The sequence below is a fragment of the Bacillus marinisedimentorum genome, assembly GCF_001644195.2.
Taxonomy (GTDB): domain Bacteria; phylum Bacillota; class Bacilli; order Bacillales; family Bacillaceae_O; genus Bacillus_BL; species Bacillus_BL marinisedimentorum.
In genome coordinates this window covers 49,775-70,355 of the sequence record NZ_LWBL02000039.1, presented here as the reverse complement: position 1 = coordinate 70,355, position 20,581 = coordinate 49,775, and the positions used below count along the sequence as shown (strand labels likewise).

Genomic DNA, 20,581 nt, shown 5'->3' with positions numbered 1-20,581 from the left:
GAAAACGGCATTTTTTGCCGTTTTCTCTTTTGGGAATATTGTACTGCAGGCCGTTATGCTGCATCAGCCGGCAAAAAGCCGGTTATCATTCAATAACAGCAGGTGAGGCCAAATGACTGGAAACATTTCTGAAAAATACCGGCGTATCCTGGCCGCTTACCGCTTAACGCCGCAGAAAGTAACAGGCCGGGGCCGAATCAAAAAGGTGGAAACGGACGGCGGCACCTTTGCATTAAAAAAAACGCGGCTCCGTAAAGAAGATGCCGGCAGGTTTGCGCATATGCTGCAAACCATTTATAAAAAAGGGTACCGACGGCTTCTTGCGCCGTCCCCGACAATTTCCGGCCAGCCGGGTGTCGAAGTTAATGGTGTCTATTATACGCTGACGCCATGGATTGATACAAACGAGGCGGCTGACCGGAACATCAAAAAGTATCCTGTAGAAATTGCCAGGCTTCATCGCATGACGGTGAAGGAGCAGGAATTGAGCGCGGTACAGCTTGATGCTTTCTCTTCAACGGTTCGAAACATCCGGCAAAAACAGCGGTATGCATTCGAGACGTTTATGGAAACATGTGAGCAAAGGGTCTACATGTCTCCGGGAGAATACTTATTCACTTCCTCTTTCTTTCAGGTGATGGTCCTGCTGGAAGATTCAGAAAGGTGGCTGGCCGGCTGGCGTGAAGAAGCAGGGGACAAAAAGGCACGGATTTGTGCCGTCCTCCATAACGCCTGTGAAGATCACTTTCTGACAGACAGGGAAGGCGGGAGCTTACTGATTAACCTTGAACAGGCGGGGTACGATTCTCCGGTGTTCGATTTGCTTTTTTACACAGAAAAACACGCAATTGAAGGCTCAGCAGATCCGGGAACGTTTGTGGAGAGCCTGGAACCTTACTTTGAAGCATTCTCCTGGCGAATGGAGGAAAAATATCTTTTTGCAGCCCTCCTGGTCTCCCATCAGGAACTTTTGGACCTTTGCCTCAGCAGGCTGCGGCTTACGGACCACTTAACTTGGACCCGCAGGCTGCAGCAAGCGGTCTGGAAACTTGAAAAACGCGGGGTGATTGCAAGGAGAATGATCGAGATGGAAACAGAATGACAGAGTAAGCCGGCAGACAGGAAGTCAGCCGGCTTACTTTATATGAAGAATTAAGGTGAGAAGCGATCCAGGCAGAGCAGAAGGCCGAAAAAATTTTGTGAGAGCCCCCTATAACCATCCCAAATAAAAACAACACAGCAGAAATACAAGGCAGATTAAAAAAATGACATCAAGGGTTGTTGGAAAGAGCAGCGTTCTGATCAGCTGGAATATACATAACGGCAGAGTGATTTGTTCGCAAATGTCCCTGAACTTCCTTACACCGGGCGGCAGCCTGTACTTCCAGTAACGTCTTTTCATGATTTCCTCCTTCCAGAAGCATAGAGCGTCCAGTCGTGTTAAAACCAGTTTATGCAGGAGGTCGGGGAAAAGTGTATTTGTGAAGAAAGAGTTATGGACGGGAATGAATGGATATGCCTGAAGCCCTCCGGCAAAGAACATACTGTGGATGCGGCCGAAGGTAACCATGAACTGATGCAGCACTTGTGGTCCAGGTGAAAGTGAGTATTGTATCAGAAATCAACCCGCCCTGTTAAAACAGGAGCAATGTTTACGAAAAACCCTAACGGAAAGACGTGTATAATGAATCCAGTTTGCTTACAGCCAAATCATTATGAATAAAAATCAAAAAAACGGGGAACAATAGTTGACGTCATTCGAACTTTATTTGTAATATACTTATATATCAGTATTTGAAAAAGTCCATGAATGAAATGCTGGGACAGGGAAGAGTATGGATGCAAGGCCTAAAGAGAGGAAATTCAGTTTGCTGAGAGAATTTCCAGGATCCATGTATTCGGAAGGTCGCCCTCAAGCAGCTTCTTTGAACAAGGGCCTTATGGCATCAGTAGAAGAAGCCGGCATAAGCCGTTATCCGATGAAGTGTGCCGGGCAGGATTTTTCAGCATTCCTGTTCAGGCAAATAAAGGTGGTACCGCGGATACAGCTTTTTTCGCCCTTTTGGTGAAAAAGGCTTTTTTTATTGGCTGTTTTCAGCAAAGGACCTACAGAAGAAACGTAAAAAACAGGAGGGTATAGAGATGGCTAATGAAGAAATCAAGATGCCGACGAAGTATAACCCGCAATCGACGGAAGCAAAGTGGTATGACTGGTGGGTGAAAGAAAAGTTTTTCCAGGCGACAGGCGATGAAGCGAAAGAGCCCTACACGATTGTCATTCCGCCGCCGAATGTTACCGGCAAGCTTCACCTTGGCCATGCATGGGATACGACGCTTCAGGACATTCTGACCAGGGCGAAGCGAATGCAGGGATATGACGTATTATGGCTGCCGGGCATGGACCATGCCGGAATCGCAACCCAGGCAAAGGTTGATGCCAAACTTCGTGAGCAGGGAATTTCCCGCCACGATCTGGGAAGGGAAAAATTCCTTGAAAAATCATGGGAATGGAAAGAAGAATATGCCGAATTCATCCGCAGGCAGTGGGCAAAACTCGGTCTTGGGCTCGACTATTCCCGCGAGCGTTTCACGCTTGATGAAGGGTTGTCAAAAGCGGTTCGCGAAGTGTTTGTCTCCCTTTATAAAAAAGGCCTGATCTACCGCGGCGAATATATAATCAACTGGGATCCGCAAACAAAGACGGCGCTGTCTGACATCGAAGTCATTTACAAGGATGTTCAAGGTGCATTCTATCATATGCGGTATCCGCTTGCAGATGGTTCGGGTGAAATCGAAATTGCGACAACCCGCCCGGAAACCATGCTCGGTGACACTGCGATTGCGGTACATCCGGAAGATGACCGTTATAAACATTTGATCGGCAATAAGGCAATCCTGCCGATTATCGGCCGCGAACTGGAAATTGTCGGTGATGACTATGTCGATATGGAGTTCGGTTCCGGTGCGGTGAAAATCACCCCGGCCCACGACCCGAATGACTTTGAAATCGGCAACCGCCATAACCTGAAACGTGTCCTTGTCATGAATGAAGACGGTACCATGAACGGAAATGCCGGCAAATACCAGGGCATGGACCGGTTTGAATGCCGCAAAGAAATCGTGAAGGATCTTCAAGATGAAGGCGTGCTCGTGAAAATTGAAGAGCACACTCATTCTGTCGGTCATTCCGAGCGGAGCGGGGCAGTTGTTGAACCGTATCTTTCCACCCAGTGGTTTGTTAAAATGGGCCCGCTGGCGGAACAAGCGATCGAGCTGCAGAAAACAGATGGAAAAGTGAACTTCGTTCCGGAGCGATTTGAAAAAACGTATATGCACTGGATTGAGAATATCCGTGACTGGTGCATTTCCCGACAACTCTGGTGGGGCCACCGCATTCCAGCCTGGTACCATAAAGAAACAGGCGAAATCCATGTCGGCCATGAGCCGCCGCAGGATATCGAAAACTGGAAGCAGGATGAAGATGTCCTTGACACATGGTTCAGCTCGGCACTCTGGCCGTTTTCAACAATGGGCTGGCCTGATGAGGAATCGGCTGACTTTAAACGTTTTTATCCGACGGATGTACTTGTAACGGGTTATGACATCATTTATTTCTGGGTTGCCCGCATGATTTTCCAGGGCATCGAATTTACCGGGAAGCGGCCGTTCAAAGACGTACTGCTGCATGGCCTTGTACGCGATGCAGACGGACGCAAAATGAGCAAATCACTCGGAAACGGAATCGACCCGATGGAAGTCATCGATAAGTATGGCGCCGATGCACTGCGCTATTTCCTCGCCACAGGCGGAACACCGGGACAGGATTTGCGTTTCCAATGGGAGAAAGTTGAGTCCGCATGGAACTTCGGCAACAAAATATGGAATGCCTCACGTTTCGCATTGATGAATATGGAAGGCATGACGTATGAGGAAATCGACTTGAGCGGTGAGAAAACTGTCGCTGACAAATGGATTCTGACCCGTTTGAATGAGACGATACGTGATGTCTCGAAAATGATGGATAAATATGAATTCGGCGAAGTCGGACGCCTGCTTTACAACTTCATTTGGGATGACCTTTGCGACTGGTACATCGAAATGGCGAAACTGCCGCTTTATGGAGATGATGAAGACCAGAAGAAGACGACCCGTTCGGTGCTTGCATATGTTCTCGATAATACGATGCGCCTATTGCACCCGTACATGCCTTTTATCACCGAAGAAATATGGCAGCACCTCCCGCACAAAGGCGTTTCAATCACGGTTGCAAGTTGGCCGGGTGTGAGAGAGGAAATGTCAGATCAGCAGGCATCGGAGGAAATGAAGCTGCTCGTTGACATTATCCGTTCAGTCCGCAATATCCGGGCGGAAGTGAACACACCGATGAGCAAGCAAATCAAGCTGAAGATCAAGACAACCGAAGAATCAATGATGGGCACGCTTGAAAAGAACCGCGATTATCTTGAACGCTTCTGCAATCCGAGCGAGTTATTGATTGGAACCGGGGTAGAAGCCGATGAGAAAGCAATGACAGCAGTTGTGACAGGGGCGGAGTTGATTCTTCCGCTTGAAGGGCTGATCGATATCGCCGAAGAAATCATCCGCCTTGAAAAAGAACTTGAAAAGCTTAACGGCGAAGTAACACGTGTCCAGAAAAAACTCGGCAACGAAAACTTTGTTAAAAAAGCACCTGAGGCGGTAGTTGACGAAGAACGGAAGAAAGAAAAAGACTATCTTGAAAAACGCGATATCGTGAAAAGCAGGCTTGAAGAACTGAAACAGTAATATGCTGCGGAGTGCACATGCACTCCGCTCATTTTTTGACTGCCTGAGTATGTGCCTTTACCGCGCTAAACCTTCATGGCATAATAAACGAAGAGATACAGACTGAAGAAGGAGAAACAAAAATGGTAAATACATATGAAGAAGCACTTGACTGGCTGCAGTCACGCCATAAATTCGGGATAAAACCCGGCCTTGACCGGATGGAATGGATGCTTGAACAATTCGGCCATCCGGAAAGGCGGCTGAAAACTGTACATATAGCAGGGACGAATGGAAAAGGGTCCGTCGTTGCCTTTTTAAACAGTATATTGACTGAAGCAGGCTACGAGGTCGGCACATTTACTTCACCATACATTGAGCGGTTCAACGAACGCATTGCCTGTGGAGGTCGCCAGATTCCGGATGATGACATCGTCCGCCTGGTAAATGATATCAGGCCCGTTGTTGAAGAAGCGGAGTCAGCCGGCCCGGGTGCCCCGACTGAATTTGAAGTTGTTACGTTGATGGCGATCCTGTACTTCGCCAATGCGGCATATCCGGATATCGTGCTGTTTGAGACCGGACTCGGCGGCAGGCTCGATTCGACCAATGTCATTCATCCGCTTGTTTCCATCATTACGAACATCAGCATGGATCATGCAAACATACTCGGCGGCACGATTCCGCAAATAGCAGCTGAAAAAGCGGGGATCATTAAAAACGGCGTTCCTGTCATTACAGCGGCAGATCACCCTGAAGCTGTCAAAGTAATCGAGAAAAAGGCTTCAGAAAAGAACTCCAAGCTGTATCGCTATGGAATCGGCTTCACCACTTCAAACCACACTTCAATGGAAAACGCGGAAACATTCGATTATCTTTCTGCTTTCTCAAATCGAAAGGGGCTGCAAACAGGCCTGATCGGGCGCCACCAAATCTCAAATGCGGCGCTTGCATTAATGGCTGCTGATTTTTTGAAGATGTTTTATTCGTTTATAATCAATGATGGACATGTGGAAACTGGACTCCGTAATGCATTCTGGCCGGCGCGCTTTGAAAAAGTGGCGGATAAGCCGGCAATCATTCTTGACGGAGCCCATAATGAAGCCGGGATACGAAGCCTTGTCCAGACGGTCCACACGAAGTATGCAGGGAAAAAAGTATGGATTTTATTCGCTGCCCTGACGACGAAAGACCTTCCCGCCATGACCCGAATGCTGGAAGAGGGGGCAGACCGGGTTATCTACACAAGCTTTGATTTTCCTAACGCTGCCGCCGCGCAGACTCTTTATTCGATCCATCCGGATAACGGCCGCAAAGAATGGAATGAAAGTTGGATGGATGCAATAAACGCGTCCACAAAACTGATTGCGGAAAACGATATCCTGATCATCACCGGATCGCTTTACTTCTTATCAGGTGTGCGTTCTGCTTTTGTTTTGTAATTTTATGGGTGTGATACAGGCGGTAAGATTCACTTGAAGAAAGGGCTATTGAGTCCTTTCTCCTAATTTTTGATATCAATTTTAAGAAAATTTTGTTAAAATGAAAATAGATGAACAAAGAAGGGTGGAGGGCCTTATGAGGGTGAGTAAAGCCAAAGCGGCTGGACTCTGGGGTGCGGCAGCAATATTATGGCCGCTTATTTTACTCGGTGTGTATCAGACGTCTGACCCGGTGATTCAGGGTGCCGGACAAGATATAATCGCCTTTTTATTGCTGATGTGCCTTGTCGCCTTTTTCCCGATTATTGTAAACGAAACCCCTGTTTTCTTTATCCAGGGGATATCACTCTCTGTTTTTTTATATTTCGGCCTCTTTATTGAAATGGTCCTGACACAGGCCGCGGTAGCCGTATTGCTGATCAAGCTGAAAATCCCTTCACAGCAGTCGTACCGCATACCAGCCAATCTTTTGATGTTCCTGTTCGTATCGCTTTCCGGTGGAACCATCTACAACCTTGCGGGAGGCCAGCATGGCGCTATCATGCTGTCCGATATGGACAGGCTACTTCAGGTGATGCTATATGCCGCAGCCATTTTTGCTGCCAACCAGATTTTTTTAATGGTCGTTCAGCTGTATATGACTGGAGAAAAAAGGCCTGTATTCGGCAAGGATGCAGCCTGGGAGGCGCTCACAAGCCTGCTCGTATTCCCTGTTGGCCTCGTCCTTTATATGCTGTATATCGAAATGGGTACCGTTGCAATCTTGTTTGTCGGCATCCCATTCATGACAATCTCCCTTTTTGTGAAGCTGTATTACACAAGCCAGAAGATGAATGTGTACCTGCAAAAAGCGAGCGATATCGGCCATCAACTGACGGGGCGCATGAATTCCGATGATATTCTCGATCTGTTCATTGAAAAGATCGCGGGAATGCTGCCTGTTGATTTCGCCTACATCATCGACGTTGACAGGGGCAGGAAAACGAAACTCCTCCGGTACTTTGAAGCGGGACAGCCAGCAGACTCAAGAAAGGGAAAAAACCCATTCTGGCGGTCCGATGGAATAACGAACCGTTTGATGCGGACGGAAAGGAACCTGCTTTATCATAGCCGGCATGAATGGCGGTTTCTGTCCAAAGGCGTGTTGCCGGGTGATGTCGAAAGCATTTTGGCTGTGCCGATCCAGCGGAACCGTGAAATTGTCGGTATTATTTTGCTGGCATCGAAGCAAAAGCGCGCCTTCGAAAAATTCCAGCTGACGATTGTCGACATTCTTGGAAGCTATCTGGGTGTGTCACTTGAAAATGCCCGGAGTTATGAACAGACGAAGGAAGAAAGTGAAAAGTGCTCGCTTACGAATGTATATAATTATCGATACATGGAAACGTACCTGGCCTCCAATTTTGTTGAGCTTGAAGGCGGGAACTTAAGGGCCCTGTCGCTGATCATGCTTGATCTCGATCACTTTAAAGCGATTAATGATACATACGGTCATCAGAGCGGGAATGAGATTTTGATTGAAGTGGCAGACAGGCTGAAAAAAATAACCGGTGACAGGGGAACTGTCATCCGCTACGGTGGAGAAGAGTTTGTTGTTATTCTTCCCGATATGGACAGGCATCGCTGCTTCGCTTTTGCAGAAATGGCCCGCCAGACGATCGCCGGCAAACCTTTTGTGCTAAGAGAGCATATTCAACGAGAAAATAAATCAAAAGAGATGATACGAATCACAGCATCTTTTGGCATAGCCACGGCCCCTGTAGATGCAGATGAACCGATGGCACTCATCCGCCATGCCGACCGTGCCATGTATACCGGAGCTAAACAGAAAGGGCGAAACAAAGTTGCGGTTTACAGTTCATGATTGTGAACACGCGCCCCTCTCCGTGAAAGGCAGCTGGTTCGTTTTGTGAGGGAGAAAATTGTAATTTCACACATTAAATAACAAGAAGAACAGCGGGCCAAACCGTAAAATGGATGGTCTGCTGTTCTTCTTGTTATTCGGGTTATAAGAGTAACAGAAATGGTTCTGCATGCCGTCATTAGATGCATCTTCTGATAAACCGGTTTATAATTCCCAAAACAATTTCCGCTTGATGTTCCATTAAAGGGGCAATATTTTGTAGGAAGAAAAGCAAAGACATTGCATTTTAAAATGAGTACGTTGATATACGGAGCAGGGGCTCGTTTTCACCATAGGCACAAGTGCGACCGGAGGGAAGCAGGAACGGATGTCGCCCTTGTGTCCGTGGTGAAAGCGAATGTCTGCAGCGGAAAGGAACGGGTAAGCTCCAGAATAGCCTGCTTTATTTTTTTGCTTTCCATTTTACACCGTAATCAACATCACTGTTAACAGCCGTACAAATGTTACTGATAGGTAATTTCTTCAATGATAACCAGCGGGAACTCTTTGAAGAAGTCAGGAAATCTGTCTGGCGGAATGGCTTCGAAGCTTCGGGCGAAAATACCTCTTTCTATGCCTGGGCCAAGCGAACCGCAAGTTGTGTTTTCCGCCAGTGTCTTCCTTTCCAGCAATTCTTCACCTTCTGGATAAAACAGGGTTCCTTCCACACAAACCAGGCCTTTATTTCCGTTTTCATTACCATTACCGGACTTGTTTACATTAGGGCTGCCCTGTCCGTTACTGTCCGCCTGCTTCTCAGGGGGACACGGCTGCAGTTTGCTGCCTTTCAGGTCAATGTAGGGATTGTAAAAGTAAGCATCGCCCTTCACAATCAGACTGTTTTGCTGCAGCATGGTAATTCCAGATCTAAAATAAGCATTCTCTTCGACAATGATTGATGAACTGTTCGCTCCGCCGGCGTTATGGGACAAGTAAAGCATCTCCCCGACGAACAGGCTGCCGTTTTTAATTTCGAGGTTCGCTTTATTACAAACGGTCATATCACCTCCTGTAATCACACTTTGGCTGACCTCTGCATCCTCTTCCACATAGCAATCAGGTGCAAACGGGCCGTCACATGGCGGTGTATTCCCGTCGTACAATGTACCGCTTACATCAATCCTTCTTGTTATTCCATGAGAAGTACCCGCCGAGGTCAAGGAGAAAAAACCTGTACGGGTGTCCCTGCTTACATTTTCAAATTGATATGAGTATTTCAGTGCTGTAGCACTTGCCGGGTCTTTTCCGTTTATGTAAAAAGGACCGGTGCTGTTTAGCGACTGAGAAGGATTTTTCCTGAATTGTGCGATTCCCATTTCAGCAAGGTGTATTGCCTGGATGTCCCTTTCAGACATTTTTGTCTGCTTCATTCCGCTGATGGCTGAGCTGGCTAGAACGGCTCCGAATATAAAAATGATGGAAATCATAAGCAGGACGGTAAGAAGCGCTGATCCTTTTTCATCCGTATGAAACATAGGCATCAATCCTCCTTGATTCTGTCGATGGAAGTTGACAGTGTATATGATTCTGCTGCTTTTCGTTTTGATCGGACTGTCAATGAAATATGATAGCTGGAAGCATTGATCACCACAGGGCCGTCATTCAAATTGCTGACTTCGTTTATCGTAACCAAATATTTGAATTCTCCACTTGAAATCGTACGCTCACCTGAATCCCCATTCAAGGTAATTTCACTATCTGCTGACGCCAATTTGTAAGGAAGGTCCCATTTGCGGTGGGTTTCAGCAAGACTGGTGAGGACGATGTTTGCTTCTTGCCTCAAACGGTTATGTATTGCCGTTTTGTCATACGCATTCATGCTGTTTTGCAGGGCATTGAAAAAAACGCCAAGCACCATTATGGTGAGTGTCAATGCTGTCAGTAATTCGATCAATGTTACACCGCTGCTGTCCATGAAGGGGGCCTTCAATTTCACTTATGAACCCTCCCCGACATAACCGAATGTCTCAGTTACAAAAGAGCCGGCATCCGCATCTGAGTAAACCTCAACTGCTACGGGCTGGAGCGGGGCACCGCCGGCAGGTGCAGGCCCGTTAAAGGATGCGGAGACGACCCGGACAAAGTAATCCGTTTGATTTTGTTCAAGGATAACTGTGTGCGGTACTGCCGTTTTTTTAAAAGCCTCGCTGTCATCTGAAATGAGAGGGGACCAATCAAGCGCTTGCCGATTGCCATCAATCGTAACGGTGAAGTCTTCTGCTGTGACATTTTTTTCATGTATGTACGCCATAACTTCCCGGGCCGTTTGAATTCCGGCCAGTTTCTTTCCATTTTCGGCTGAAAACATCATCGATTGGGTGAAAAACATGAAAAAGGGGACAGCGGCAATGGCAAGTATTGTAAATGCCAGCATAACTTCCATTAACGTAAACCCTTCTTCACCTGAGACTTTAGTCCTCAATACCCATGCCTCCCTTGCCCCTTGAACTAATTACATTGAATTAAAATATGACAAATCTTTCAACTTTGTTACATTTATTATACAATAAATTAGAAGAATAGTAGATTGATTCGACAAAATCTAACAGAGTGAGAGGGAGTGAAACTGTGGAATCAGTGCTTATTGCTGCGGCAGCAGCTGTTATACTCGGAATCATTTTTTATTTTGCTCCGCTACAGATGAATGTTAAAAGCAAACTTACCATAACTGCAGGATCCAGTATCATCGCTTCACTTTCCCTGTTAGCGGAATATATTTATGGTGCAGCAGGGCTGGCGGCGGCAGGGGTATTATCGGTTACAGCTTATTTCCTTTTAAAAGATCGCATTGCTTTTATACAAACGGCAGCGAGCCTTGATGAATTTGAAGAAAAGGGAAACAGTATGGGGGATGATGCCTCTGAATGCCAGACTCTGAATCTCGCTGCTGAGGGTAATGGAGCATCAGGGGACAGTCTCCCCGCTTCTGAGGAGATGGAAACAAAAGCTGTAAGTAATGATGATAAGTACGGAAGGGAATATCAGCTGGAAAATCTGCTTGAAGGGCTCGACGATTTGGATGGAGCGGATGACAGGGCGGTATTGCACGGCAATGAGGAACCAGCAGAACGTCAACGTCCGCTTGAAGCTGTACTCGAGGAAATAGCTGAGCTGAATGAAACAGAGGAGCAAGCCGGTAAAGTAGGAAAGGGAGCAAACTTGCCGTCCTTGATGGATGCAGCTGGTAAGGATCGCCGCCGTCCGCATTTTCAAGATACAGATTCAGAACCGGTAAATAACAACAGTGCGAAATCGGGGCGGCTTGAGTCAATCCTTAATGAAATGGAAACGAGCTAGTATTTGCCGGCCTTTATAAGATTTTTATTCATGTGGCAGGAGATTGTCAAAGAAACACGAATAAAGCAAAATATAAGTCTTTTGAACCATGAGCGGTGAAAGGAGGAACAACATGAAGAACATACAACAACTGAAACTTTTCTTACTGCTTTTTTTAGGAAGCCTTTTTATCATCGCGTTTACACATGGTGGTACATTCGTCTATGAAAAAACGGTTTCTGCAAACGGGACATATTCTTCAGGAACGAAAATCGCTGATGCTGATATAAGCGGATTAACTGAGGAAGAAGCAACTTCGGAGTTGGCAGATATCGCAGCTGAATGGCAGCAGGGAGCTGCGTTTCAGCTCAAGATGCAGGATAAAACGTATCCGATTAATGGCGTTATGATTGATGTGGAGACTTCCATTGCAGCTGTCCAAGACGGTCAAAACAATAAGCCTGTTATTACTGTCAACGATGAAGAGGTATATCGGTCGGCCCGGCTGCTGGCAGGCGAAACGATTCTTTCTGTCCTGGACATTGATCGGCTGAAGCAAAACATGCTCCAAGATGCCGAAAAGATGAAGACAGGAGTCCATACGTATTCCCTTCTTGCGTTCAGGGACGTTGATGGAGCGGAAAAACAAGTTGTGGCCCGTGTGTCCATTACCGGATTGGCAGACAAAATGCCTATTCTCCATGACTATGTAAAGCCGGGTGAAACGTATACGATTTTGCCGGAAAGTTCATTTTCGGTATTGAATACGTTCGGAAAAAAAGGGGTTCCAGGTGAACAGGGCTTGTATCTTTCAATAATTTCGTCCGCTCTGTATAGGGCTGCAGCTGAAACAAACTTCTCGATCGTCGAGCGCCATATCGGCAATGCGGTGCCAGAAGATATTCCTCCTGGCTATGAAGCAAAGGTATTGGCCGGAAATTTGGATTTTGTTTTCTATAACCCCAATCCAACACCATATACGATAACGTTCGATTTGACAGAAGACATTCTGACCGTCGAAATCAGCGGAATTCCTTTTTTCCTTCAATATGAGGCCGTCCTGGGGGAAAAGGCATCCTATAATCCGAAAACGGTCGTGCAGTATTCTTCTTTGCTTGCGCCAGGAGAAAAGAAAGTGACTGAAGAAGGATCTCCGGGATATTCCGTTCAATTGTTCCGGATTGAAAAAACACCTGCAGGCGAACTACTGTCTGAAATGGTGCTTGCTGAAGATTATTATTCGCCTGTTCACCGGATTGAAGTCCGGCCGCTCAGGGAAGGCAGTGCTGCCAGAAGTGGCAGCGCACCTCCAGAAACGGAAGAAACAGCTTCAGATTTGGAACCAGGAGGCATCAGCGATGATCCAGAGCCGGGGAATGAAACAGAAGCCGAAAACGGCCAGACCGGTCCGGCTGACTGGCCAGACAGAAACGGCGGTTCGATCTGGGACCAGCCTGGAGAAGTGATCAAAGGGAATTGAACGGGAGGGTCAGTATGAGCACAACAAGGAAACGCCTCGGGGACCTGCTCGTGGAAGCAGGCTTGATAACAGACGGACAGCTGTCCAATGCTCTGGCTGAAAAAAGCAAAGGCCAGAAACTGGGAGATGCGCTTCTGCAGCTCGGATACATAACGGAACAGCAATTGATCGAAGTACTCGAATTCCAGCTTGGAATCCCGCATGTCAGCCTGTACCGCTATCCTTTCGACACTCAGCTGATCAGCTTGATTCCGAAAGACTTCGCCAGCCGCAATCTTGTCATTCCCTTAAAGAAGGAAGGCGACAGGGTGTTTGTCGCCATGGCCGATCCGATGGACTTTTATGCAATTGATGATTTGCGCCTGTCCACCGGCTTCCAGATTGAGACGGCGATAGCCACCAAAGATGATATTTTGAAGGCCATCAACAAATATTATGGAATCGATGAGTCGATGGAAGAGCTGATGAAAGAAATGCCGGCCGGCGGGCTTGGAGAAGATGAGCGGATCACCGATGAAGATTCGCCGGTTGTGAGGCTTGTCAACCAGATTCTTAAAAGTGCGGTCCAGCAGCGAGCGAGCGACATCCACTTTGATCCGCACGAATCGAAGCTCGATGTCCGATTCCGCGTGGACGGCGTGTTAAGGGTAGAGAGATCGCTTCCAAAACATATGCAAAACGTCATGACGGCCCGCATCAAAATCATGGCGGATCTCGATATTACAGAAAGCCGTTTGCCGCAGGACGGCCGCCTTAAGACAAACCTTGATTTTCATCCGGTTGACATAAGGATCGCGACGCTTCCGACCATCTACGGTGAAAAAGTCGTCATGCGCATCCTCGATTTGAGCAGCGCGCTGAATGACTTGAACAAGATTGGCTTCAATAAGGTCAATTTAAAACGGTTCTACAAGCTGATCGAACAGCCGACAGGCATTGTGCTGATTACCGGCCCGACAGGATCCGGAAAGTCTTCTACGCTTTATGGGGCCCTCAATCATTTGAATCGTGAGGAAGTCAACATCATCACCATCGAAGACCCGGTAGAATACCAGATTGAAGGAATTAACCAGATCCAGGTCAATGCAGGAATCGGGATGACGTTTGCTCGGGGCTTGCGCTCGATTTTGCGGCAGGATCCGAATATTATCATGGTCGGTGAGATCCGGGATAAAGAGACGGCTGAAATTGCGGTGCGGGCCTCCCTTACCGGGCATCTTGTTTTAAGTACATTGCACACAAATGATGCAGTGACATCAATCACCCGCCTTACCGACATGGGGGTGGAACCCTTTCTTGTTGCAGCTTCACTTTCAGGCGTAGTCGCCCAGCGCCTTGTCAGGAAGGTATGCCGCGACTGCGGCGAAGTGCAGGAACCGACGAAAAGGGAGCTTGAAATTTTCTCGAAACGCGGAATTACAATCGAAAGGATCATGCGGGGAAGAGGCTGCGGAACGTGCAATATGACCGGCTATAAAGGCAGGGTCGCCATACATGAGCTCATGACAGTCGATGATGAGATGAGGCGGATGATCATGGATGGGGAATCAATGGGGAACATCCGTGACTATGCCACAAACCAGAAAATGATTTATTTGATTGATGACGGGCTCCTCAAAGTGAAAGAAGGCGTGACGACGACCGAAGAAGTGCTGCGCGTCACAAACAGCGAGTAGGTGAAGAGAATGAAACAGCGTTTGAACAATTTGCTTCGGGCAGCATACGAATTGCAAGCATCCGACTTGCACCTGACGATAGGTGTACCGCCGATCATGCGGATAAACGGCGTGCTGAAAAAATACGGCAAGGAATCGCTGCAGCCTGAAGATACTGAAGCGATGGCGCGGGCTGCCATTCCGGAACACCAGTGGGACGATTTCCAACAGGCGCGGGAATTTGACTTTTCCTACAGTATTGCGGGCGTTTCCCGGTTTCGGATAAATGCGTATTATCAGCGGTCCTGCATCAGCATGGCGGTAAGAATTGTGCCGACAGCCATTCCGGCGATTGAGGAACTCCACATGCCGCCGGTCCTGAAAGAGATGGTGTCAAAGCCGCAGGGGCTTCTTCTGGTAACAGGGCCGACAGGAAGCGGCAAATCGACGACACTGGCGGCGATGATCGATCATTTGAACCAGACAGCGAACAAGCACATCATCACGCTTGAAGACCCGATCGAATATTTGCACCGCCATGGGAGCTGCATTATCGACCAGCGGGAAATAGGCTTTGACACAAACAAGTTTGCAAACGGGCTTCGTGCTGCCCTGAGACAGGATCCTGACGTCATTCTCGTCGGTGAAATGAGGGACCTGGAGACGATTTCAACTGCCATTACGGCGGCGGAAACAGGTCATCTTGTCCTTGGCACATTACATACATCAGGAGCACCGGCAACGATTGACAGGATCATCGATGTATTCCCGCCGAATCAGCAGGCGCAAATAAGGGTTCAGCTTGCTTCCGTGCTTGTCGGCATCATCAGCCAGCGCCTGTTCGCGATAAGTGACGGTTCAGGGAGGCGGGCAGCGACTGAAATTTTGACGAATACACCAGCTGTAGCGAACTTGATCCGCAACGAAAAAATCCATCAAATCCAAAATGTCATGCAGACGAGCAGAACTGCGGGGATGCATACATTCGGCTCATCAGTCAAAGAACTGATGGACAGCGGCATGATCACCAGGGAAGCAGCTTTGCCTTTCGTAGAGGAGCTGGATTGACATGGGCTATTTCCGGTTCGAGGGGCGCGAGAAATCAGGAAAAAAAAGAAAAGGCAAAATCGAGGCAGATACCCGGCGTGAAGCTGTTTTGAAACTCCGGGAAAAAAATATCGCCGTCCTTGAAATCAGCCAGGTGCCGGAAACGATCTGGAATAAGGAAATAACGGTCGGGAGGCAGGTGAAACTCCGCGACTTTGTCATCTTCCTGCGCCAGTTTTCAACACTTCTGAAAGCTGGAGTTACGGTGGTGAATGCGACCAGGATCCTTTCCGAGCAGACAGAGAGCAAGACGCTTAAAAAAGCGCTCATACATATAGAGGATGAGCTTCGGGAAGGCAATCCGCTTTCTGCAGCCTGCAGCAAGCACCCTAAAGTCTTTCCGCCCCTGTTCTTTAACATGATGCGGGCTGGAGAAGCAGGCGGCAACATGGATGAAACGCTGGAACAGCTGGCTGATCACTTTGAAAAAATGCACCGTATCCGTCAGAAAGTCATTTCAGCGCTTACCTATCCGGCTGTCGTCGGAACTCTGGCCGTTGCCGTGGTCGTTTTCCTGCTCATTGCAATCGTCCCCGTTTTTGTGGATATGTTTGCTGGATTTGGCGCCGAGCTGCCGGCGATTACACAGGTGGTTCTGAATGCCAGTATGTTCATGCAGCGATTCTGGTGGCTTTTCGTTCTGTTATTTGTGCTCGCATATGCGGCAATCCATTTCATCAGGCGTGATAAAGAAATGAAGTATTACCTTGATTATGCCGTCCTTAAGATGCCGATTTTCGGCAAGATGCTGCAAAAGGCAGCCCTGGCCCGTATGGCAAGGACACTCAGCTCGCTCTTTGCCAGCTCGGTGCCGATCCTGCAGGCGCTGTCGATTGTGGAACGCGTAGTCGGGAATGAAGTGATCGCCCGCGTTCTCAATCGCGGACGTGAATCACTGGAATCCGGCCAATCGCTTGCTGCTCCGATGAAAGAGCACTGGGTATTCCCGCCGCTTGTCACGCAAATGATCGCAATCGGTGAAGAAACCGGATCACTGGATGCAATGCTCGCCAAAGTGGCTGACTTTTATGAAGCGGAAGTCGAAACGGCAACCGACCGGCTTAAAGCTGTTATAGAACCGTTGATGATTGTCATCCTCGCTGCCCTGGTTGGTATCATCGTGCTTGCCATCATCGTGCCGATGTTCGATATTTTCAATCAGATTGGGTAGTGGCGCTTTTATATAAATTACTACAAAACGAAGAGGGAGTGTTGCGAGATGTTGAAAAAATTGAGGAAGAATGAGAAAGGTTTTACACTCGTTGAACTGCTGGCTGTCATTGTGATTTTGGGGATTATTTCGGCGATTGCGGTTCCTAGTGTCGGGAAGATCATTGATAAGACGGAGAATGATGCAACAGTAGCAGACGCAATTCAAATTATAAATGCAGCTAAGTTGGCACACGCCTCAGATCCAACTGTAAACGAATGGGACTTTAATAAATTAGAAGATTACTTAGATAAAGCGAAAGATGACACTTTCACAGTAAAATACTCTGGTGGAGTATTTTCAATTTCTGATCATGAAGCTGTTTCTTTAATAAAAACACAATCAAATTCTGACGCTACTGAAACTGAGTTAATTGAAGCTGAGCCTGTAAAGTAAAATAGCTTAAAATAATGAATTTACTATTTTACACCTACATTTTTTTGATTGGCCTCATCCTCGGCTCCTTCTACAACGTTGTCGGCCTCCGCATCCCGGCAGGCCGTTCCATCATCAAGCCGAGGTCGGCATGCGGTGAATGCGGCACAACCCTGACAGCGGCAGACCTCATCCCGGTGGTGTCTTATCTTCGCCAGCATGGGAAATGCCGGCACTGCGGCACCCGGGTTTCACCGCTGTATCCGGCAACGGAGCTGCTTACCGCGGCACTGTTTGCCGCTGCACCGCTTTTTGTCGGCTGGACAGGTGAACTGTTTGTTGCACTGCCGCTTATTTCACTGGTTATCATCGTATTTGTTTCGGATTTCACATATATGATTATTCCTAATAAGGTTTTGCTGTTTTTTGGAGGCCTGTTCATTCTTTTGCGGATGTTCTTTCCGCTTGAGCCCTGGTATGCCCCCTTTACAGGCGGGGCAGCCGGATTCGCACTTTTATATGCGGTTGCCGTCCTTTCAAAAGGGGGCATGGGCGGCGGTGATGTAAAGCTTTTCGGGGTGCTCGGCCTTGTGCTGGGTGTGAAGGGAGTTATGCTCGCATTCTTTTTCTCTACTTTTTATGGCGCGCTGTTTGGCATCCTCGGCCTGCTGGCGGGCAAGCTTGAACGGAAAAAGCCGATTCCGTTTGGCCCATTTATTGGATTGGGAACGTTGACCGCCTATTTTTTCGGCGAAAGGCTGTTAACCTGGTACTTTAACTTTTATTGACGATTAATCGGGGGGATCTCCATGCTTTTTTCTGGATTACTTGCGAAAAACAAGCCGGTCAACCTGATCATCAAGGACTATACAATCCGGCTGCTTGAGCTCAAACAAAAAGATCCGCTGACCATCAAGTCGCACAAGGAAAGGACGCTTCCTCACGGCGTCATTCTTAACGGCGTGATTCAGGATGCTGAAACTCTTGGCCTTATTTTGGATGAGTGTGCGGCTGACTGGGGAATAAAAGGAAGGCCTGTCCGATTTCTTGTGCCTGATCCTTATATTGTCATCCGGCAAATTAAAATACCGGGTTCGCTTGCCGATGATGAAATTAAAGGCCACCTTTTCATGGAACTCGGTGCCAGCATTCACCTGCCATTTGAAGATCCAGTCTTTGATTTCATCCTGACCGGTAAAGAGGGGGATGAGAAAATCATTCTATTGTTTGCTGCACCGGAACCGGTCGTAAGGCAGTATGCCGAATTACTGGAAGAAGCCAGGCTTCGTCCTGTTGCTGCTGATATTTCACCGTTATCGATCTACCGGCTTTTCCATGCAGCCGGACAGACAAAACCGGACGACCATCTGCTGCTTGTACAGGCTGACTTGGATATGATGAATGTGAGTGTATTCCATAAGGACAGGCCGGTTTTTATGAGGCATCTGAAAATGGATATGGACGGGACGGAATGGGAGTTCACCAATAATCGCCAGGGCTTGCAGGAAATCAAGTGGGGCGGAGCACCTGAGGAATTGTTCGGCCAGCTGGAGGATGCGGCAACTGAAGTTGAACGGATCATCAACTTTTACAGGTACAGTCTTAACCAGGGCAGGGAAGGGGTTACCGCTATTTTGCTGAATGGTGATCACCCGGAACTGTCTTTTATCGAAATGAGGCTTGCTGAACGGTTTGAATTGCCGGTATTCCGTATCAATCAGCACAATGTTCAAGCCGAAGGTGCTGATGACATCCTTCCCTCATCGTTCTACACAGCTGCAGGCCTTGCGCTGAAAGAGGTGCTGTGATGCTTGCCGACATTAATCTGCTTCCAAAAAAAGAGAGGAAATCATATGCTTTTTTGGCGGCATCAGCCGTTGTTGCCCTTGTTTTTACAGGAGTGCTTTCCATAATGCTCTGGCAAATTCAGTCGGTAAAAGCGGAAAAAGAGGCGGTCAGAGAGCGTGTCGAAGATGTAAGGAACCTGAGGCTGGAAGCTGAGAAACATGCCGCCAGCGGCGGATCGGCAAGTTCGGCGGCAATGCTCCAGGAAGCCGTCGGCTGGGCTGAATCAAGCCGCCTGCCAACCGTTTTCTTTCTTGAGCATATTACCAGCCTCCTTCCAGAGCGGGGTTATCTGATGAAATTCGATTATAAGGAAGAAACCCATTCGGTAACATTGATTGCCCAGTTTGATACGAACAGGGAATCGGCTTATTTCCTTAATCGATTAAAGGGATCCAGCTATGTGATGAGCGCTGAATTGCTGACGCTTGCATCACTCAAACTGGAAGAAGAACCTGATTCCGGACTGCCGCGTTACCTCGGCGAATATAAACTTCTTCTGAATACACTTGAGATTCAGCAGGCGGCACTGGAGGGGGAACAGCCATGATCAATAAGCTTGATAGAAAAGAATGGATGATCATCGGCGGAGCTGCATTCATGGTCTTCATGCTCCTTATGGCCTTATATTTCTTTTATATCCGTCCGCATGGGGGAGAACTTACCCGGCTTGAAAACGAACTTGAAACGGAGCAGAAACTGCTGGCAGCTCTCGAGGAAACTAGAGTGAAAACCGGCGGCGGTGAGAGCGCAGCGGTGGATCTTCAGCAAAAAATACCCGTGAAGCTTTTTCAGGAGCAGGTCATTCTCGACATTGAACGTGCGGAAACTGTTTCGGGAAGCCTCCTGTTAAAAGCTGATTTTGCCGGTCCTGAAGAAGGTGCCGAAAAAAAGGCTTCCGCGGCAGGGGTCACGGAAGAGCATCCGAAACCGGAAGGCTTGATTCCTATGGATACAGTACTTGAGGTAGAGGCTGAAGATTACTATGCTCTAGAAGATTTTTTGAAAACTTTTGAAAAACAAAAACGGCATTATCAGATTGTTTCCTTTTCGTTTACCGGCAACCCGGAGAGAACAGCTTTAAGTGAAAGACAGAATCCACTCGCTTTTTCAGTGAAACTGCGGAACTATTACTATCCTTCTTTAGCCGGAAAGTTTGAATTCGGCCCGGCATTTCATGCACCGCAGCCGGCTTATAAAGAAAACCCCCTCGTTTCAGGGGCGTTTTTCAATGAAACATCCGGTTCAGAGGAAGGGGATCGGGACACAGCTTCCGTGGAAGATTCAGTACAATCCGAATCATCCGGGGACGATACGGCGGCCCGGTCTACGATCATGACTCACACCGTTTTAAGCGGTGAAACACTATATTCCATCTCAATGAAGTATTTTAACAGCAGAAGCGGGGAAACGGTCATCCGCAATTATAACAACCTCAATGGTGATAACGTGCATGCCGGGCAAAAACTCAAAATTCCTGTTTACTGATTAAACTTCTTTCGAAATTTGGCGGAAGGTTTTTAG

The 20,581-nt window shown here is 47.8% G+C and carries 17 protein-coding genes and 1 other annotated feature; of the genes, 14 read left to right on the top strand and 3 right to left on the bottom strand.

Features of this window, described 5'->3' with window-relative positions; all coding sequences use genetic code 11:
* Positions 1 to 112 precede the first annotated feature (112 nt).
* The 4 genes from A4U59_RS11430 (at position 113) to A4U59_RS11405 (ending at position 8,070) form a co-directional block, all read left to right on the top strand.
* On the top strand, positions 113 to 1,102 hold the full coding sequence (locus tag A4U59_RS11430; protein ID WP_070120834.1) for a hypothetical protein: 990 nt from the start codon (positions 113 to 115) through the stop codon (positions 1,100 to 1,102).
* A gap of 709 nt (positions 1,103 to 1,811) precedes the next feature.
* Positions 1,812 to 2,065, top strand: a binding site (T-box leader).
* A gap of 77 nt (positions 2,066 to 2,142) precedes the next feature.
* The gene (locus A4U59_RS11415; protein ID WP_070120831.1) at positions 2,143 to 4,785 is read left to right on the top strand and encodes a valine--tRNA ligase; all 2,643 of its coding nucleotides are present in this window, start codon (positions 2,143 to 2,145) and stop codon (positions 4,783 to 4,785) included.
* Positions 4,786 to 4,907: 122 nt separating this feature from the next.
* On the top strand, positions 4,908 to 6,206 hold the full coding sequence (locus A4U59_RS11410; protein WP_070120830.1) for a bifunctional folylpolyglutamate synthase/dihydrofolate synthase: 1,299 nt from the start codon (positions 4,908 to 4,910) through the stop codon (positions 6,204 to 6,206).
* A gap of 136 nt (positions 6,207 to 6,342) precedes the next feature.
* Positions 6,343 to 8,070, top strand: coding sequence for a sensor domain-containing diguanylate cyclase (locus tag A4U59_RS11405; RefSeq protein ID WP_083270805.1), 1,728 nt, complete (start codon positions 6,343 to 6,345; stop codon positions 8,068 to 8,070).
* A 503-nt stretch (positions 8,071 to 8,573) separates the two neighbouring features.
* On the opposite strand, the gene A4U59_RS11400 is transcribed toward A4U59_RS11405, so the two are convergent.
* From A4U59_RS11400 to A4U59_RS11390, 3 genes are read right to left on the bottom strand one after another with little or no spacing between them, the layout of a single operon-like run.
* Positions 8,574 to 9,584 (bottom strand): hypothetical protein, encoded by a 1,011-nt coding sequence (locus A4U59_RS11400; RefSeq protein ID WP_070120829.1) that lies wholly within the window; start codon positions 9,582 to 9,584, stop codon positions 8,574 to 8,576.
* Between the two features lie 5 nt (positions 9,585 to 9,589).
* Positions 9,590 to 10,045, bottom strand: a complete 456-nt coding sequence (locus A4U59_RS11395; protein ID WP_070120828.1) for a type II secretion system protein — start codon at positions 10,043 to 10,045, stop codon at positions 9,590 to 9,592.
* The gene (locus A4U59_RS11390) at positions 10,046 to 10,531 is read right to left on the bottom strand and encodes a PulJ/GspJ family protein (protein ID WP_070120827.1); all 486 of its coding nucleotides are present in this window, start codon (positions 10,529 to 10,531) and stop codon (positions 10,046 to 10,048) included. It abuts the gene before it with no gap.
* Between the two features lie 146 nt (positions 10,532 to 10,677).
* Between A4U59_RS11390 and A4U59_RS11385 the strand changes: the two genes are divergently transcribed.
* The 10 genes from A4U59_RS11385 (at position 10,678) to A4U59_RS22225 (ending at position 20,545) form a co-directional block, all read left to right on the top strand.
* Complete coding sequence (locus tag A4U59_RS11385; protein WP_070120826.1) at positions 10,678 to 11,406, top strand: hypothetical protein; 729 nt, start codon at positions 10,678 to 10,680, stop codon at positions 11,404 to 11,406.
* Between the two features lie 112 nt (positions 11,407 to 11,518).
* Positions 11,519 to 12,865, top strand: coding sequence for a VanW family protein (locus A4U59_RS11380; protein WP_070120825.1), 1,347 nt, complete (start codon positions 11,519 to 11,521; stop codon positions 12,863 to 12,865).
* 14 nt (positions 12,866 to 12,879) lie between these two features.
* Positions 12,880 to 14,541 (top strand): GspE/PulE family protein, encoded by a 1,662-nt coding sequence (locus A4U59_RS11375; RefSeq protein WP_070120824.1) that lies wholly within the window; start codon positions 12,880 to 12,882, stop codon positions 14,539 to 14,541.
* A gap of 9 nt (positions 14,542 to 14,550) precedes the next feature.
* Positions 14,551 to 15,588 carry a type IV pilus twitching motility protein PilT gene (locus A4U59_RS11370; protein ID WP_070120823.1) on the top strand — a complete coding sequence of 346 codons (1,038 nt, stop codon included), beginning with the start codon at positions 14,551 to 14,553 and terminating at the stop codon, positions 15,586 to 15,588.
* A 1-nt stretch (position 15,589) separates the two neighbouring features.
* Positions 15,590 to 16,798, top strand: coding sequence for a type II secretion system F family protein (locus A4U59_RS11365; RefSeq protein WP_070120822.1), 1,209 nt, complete (start codon positions 15,590 to 15,592; stop codon positions 16,796 to 16,798).
* Between the two features lie 48 nt (positions 16,799 to 16,846).
* A complete protein-coding gene (locus A4U59_RS11360; RefSeq protein WP_070120821.1) occupies positions 16,847 to 17,233 on the top strand; it encodes a type II secretion system protein in 387 nt (128 codons plus the stop codon).
* Between the two features lie 14 nt (positions 17,234 to 17,247).
* Positions 17,248 to 18,000, top strand: coding sequence for a prepilin peptidase (locus tag A4U59_RS11355; RefSeq protein ID WP_070120820.1), 753 nt, complete (start codon positions 17,248 to 17,250; stop codon positions 17,998 to 18,000).
* 21 nt (positions 18,001 to 18,021) lie between these two features.
* Complete coding sequence (gene pilM, locus A4U59_RS11350) at positions 18,022 to 19,020, top strand: type IV pilus biogenesis protein PilM (RefSeq protein ID WP_070120819.1); 999 nt, start codon at positions 18,022 to 18,024, stop codon at positions 19,018 to 19,020.
* Positions 19,020 to 19,607 carry a hypothetical protein gene (locus A4U59_RS11345; protein WP_070120818.1) on the top strand — a complete coding sequence of 196 codons (588 nt, stop codon included), beginning with the start codon at positions 19,020 to 19,022 and terminating at the stop codon, positions 19,605 to 19,607. Before pilM ends, A4U59_RS11345 begins: the two co-directional genes overlap by 1 nt.
* A complete protein-coding gene (locus A4U59_RS22225) occupies positions 19,604 to 20,545 on the top strand; it encodes a LysM peptidoglycan-binding domain-containing protein (RefSeq protein ID WP_070120817.1) in 942 nt (313 codons plus the stop codon). Before A4U59_RS11345 ends, A4U59_RS22225 begins: the two co-directional genes overlap by 4 nt.
* Positions 20,546 to 20,581 lie beyond the last annotated feature (36 nt).

Bases quoted from the DNA above. Each gene is read 5' to 3' on its own strand.
- A4U59_RS11400 (WP_070120829.1), bottom strand. From the start codon at position 9,584: ATGTTTCATACGGATGAAAAAGGATCAGCGCTTCTTACCGTCCTGCTT.
- A4U59_RS11430 (WP_070120834.1), top strand. From the start codon at position 113: ATGACTGGAAACATTTCTGAAAAATACCGGCGTATCCTGGCCGCTTAC.
- A4U59_RS11405 (WP_083270805.1), top strand. From the start codon at position 6,343: ATGAGGGTGAGTAAAGCCAAAGCGGCTGGACTCTGGGGTGCGGCAGCA.
- A4U59_RS11410 (WP_070120830.1), top strand. From the start codon at position 4,908: ATGGTAAATACATATGAAGAAGCACTTGACTGGCTGCAGTCACGCCAT.
- A4U59_RS11360 (WP_070120821.1), top strand. From the start codon at position 16,847: ATGTTGAAAAAATTGAGGAAGAATGAGAAAGGTTTTACACTCGTTGAA.
- A4U59_RS11370 (WP_070120823.1), top strand. From the start codon at position 14,551: ATGAAACAGCGTTTGAACAATTTGCTTCGGGCAGCATACGAATTGCAA.
- pilM (WP_070120819.1), top strand. From the start codon at position 18,022: ATGCTTTTTTCTGGATTACTTGCGAAAAACAAGCCGGTCAACCTGATC.
- A4U59_RS11355 (WP_070120820.1), top strand. From the start codon at position 17,248: ATGAATTTACTATTTTACACCTACATTTTTTTGATTGGCCTCATCCTC.
- A4U59_RS11365 (WP_070120822.1), top strand. From the start codon at position 15,590: ATGGGCTATTTCCGGTTCGAGGGGCGCGAGAAATCAGGAAAAAAAAGA.
- A4U59_RS11345 (WP_070120818.1), top strand. From the start codon at position 19,020: ATGCTTGCCGACATTAATCTGCTTCCAAAAAAAGAGAGGAAATCATAT.
- A4U59_RS22225 (WP_070120817.1), top strand. From the start codon at position 19,604: ATGATCAATAAGCTTGATAGAAAAGAATGGATGATCATCGGCGGAGCT.
- A4U59_RS11375 (WP_070120824.1), top strand. From the start codon at position 12,880: ATGAGCACAACAAGGAAACGCCTCGGGGACCTGCTCGTGGAAGCAGGC.
- A4U59_RS11415 (WP_070120831.1), top strand. From the start codon at position 2,143: ATGGCTAATGAAGAAATCAAGATGCCGACGAAGTATAACCCGCAATCG.
- A4U59_RS11380 (WP_070120825.1), top strand. From the start codon at position 11,519: ATGAAGAACATACAACAACTGAAACTTTTCTTACTGCTTTTTTTAGGA.